Here is a 642-nt window from a genome sequence, read left to right on the forward strand (position 1 = left end):
GTATATTCGGGAGTTTCTGGTTTGAGGTTTAAAGTTGGAGATAATAGTCCAGATGCTATATACATTGATTTCATGTATCAGGGGAAAGTTGTTCATGAATTAAGTTTGGGTAGTTTTTTGAGAGACCGCGGAGTGTATGGTAGAGGTGAGTTGGTTACGTATCCAATATCATCTAAAAAAATTGATGCCATTCGGGTTAAGAATAATTCTGTTAATTTAATTTCTATCTATGTAATGGAGATTTTTAGTGATGATATTTTATTTTATGAAAACATTACTAATTTAAATGCTATTGTAGAGGCGNGATGTATTTTGAAGGTGAGAAACGTGATTTTATAAAAGCGGATGGAAATGAAGTTGTTTCTACGAATTTAGAACCTGATAAATATTATAATTATAAGTTTGTTGCTATGTATGGGAATCAAGCTTCTAATGGTGTTGAAAAACGTATAAGAACTCTTATTGATCCAAAGAAAATCCCTCCAGGTCCAGTATCTTCTTTAACGGCTGAACCAACTGATAAAACAGTGAAATTAAAATGGAAAAGTCCTAAAGATGATGATTTAGCAGGATTTAAGATTTTACAAAATGGAAAACAGGTTGCTGAAATTGGTTTAGAAGAAGAGTTTACAGTGAAAAATC

1 protein-coding gene is annotated in these 642 nt (G+C 31.8%); it reads left to right on the forward strand.

The window, feature by feature from the left end; genetic code table 11:
- Window positions 1–305: 305 nt before the first annotated feature.
- Window positions 306–642, forward strand: a 337-nt coding sequence (locus tag HUO09_RS21995) for a fibronectin type III domain-containing protein (protein WP_223159549.1), incomplete at its 3' end; no start/stop codon positions are given.

This window comes from Vibrio sp. Y2-5 (genome assembly GCF_014596725.1).
In the GTDB taxonomy this organism is placed as follows: Bacteria; Pseudomonadota; Gammaproteobacteria; order Enterobacterales; family Vibrionaceae; genus Vibrio.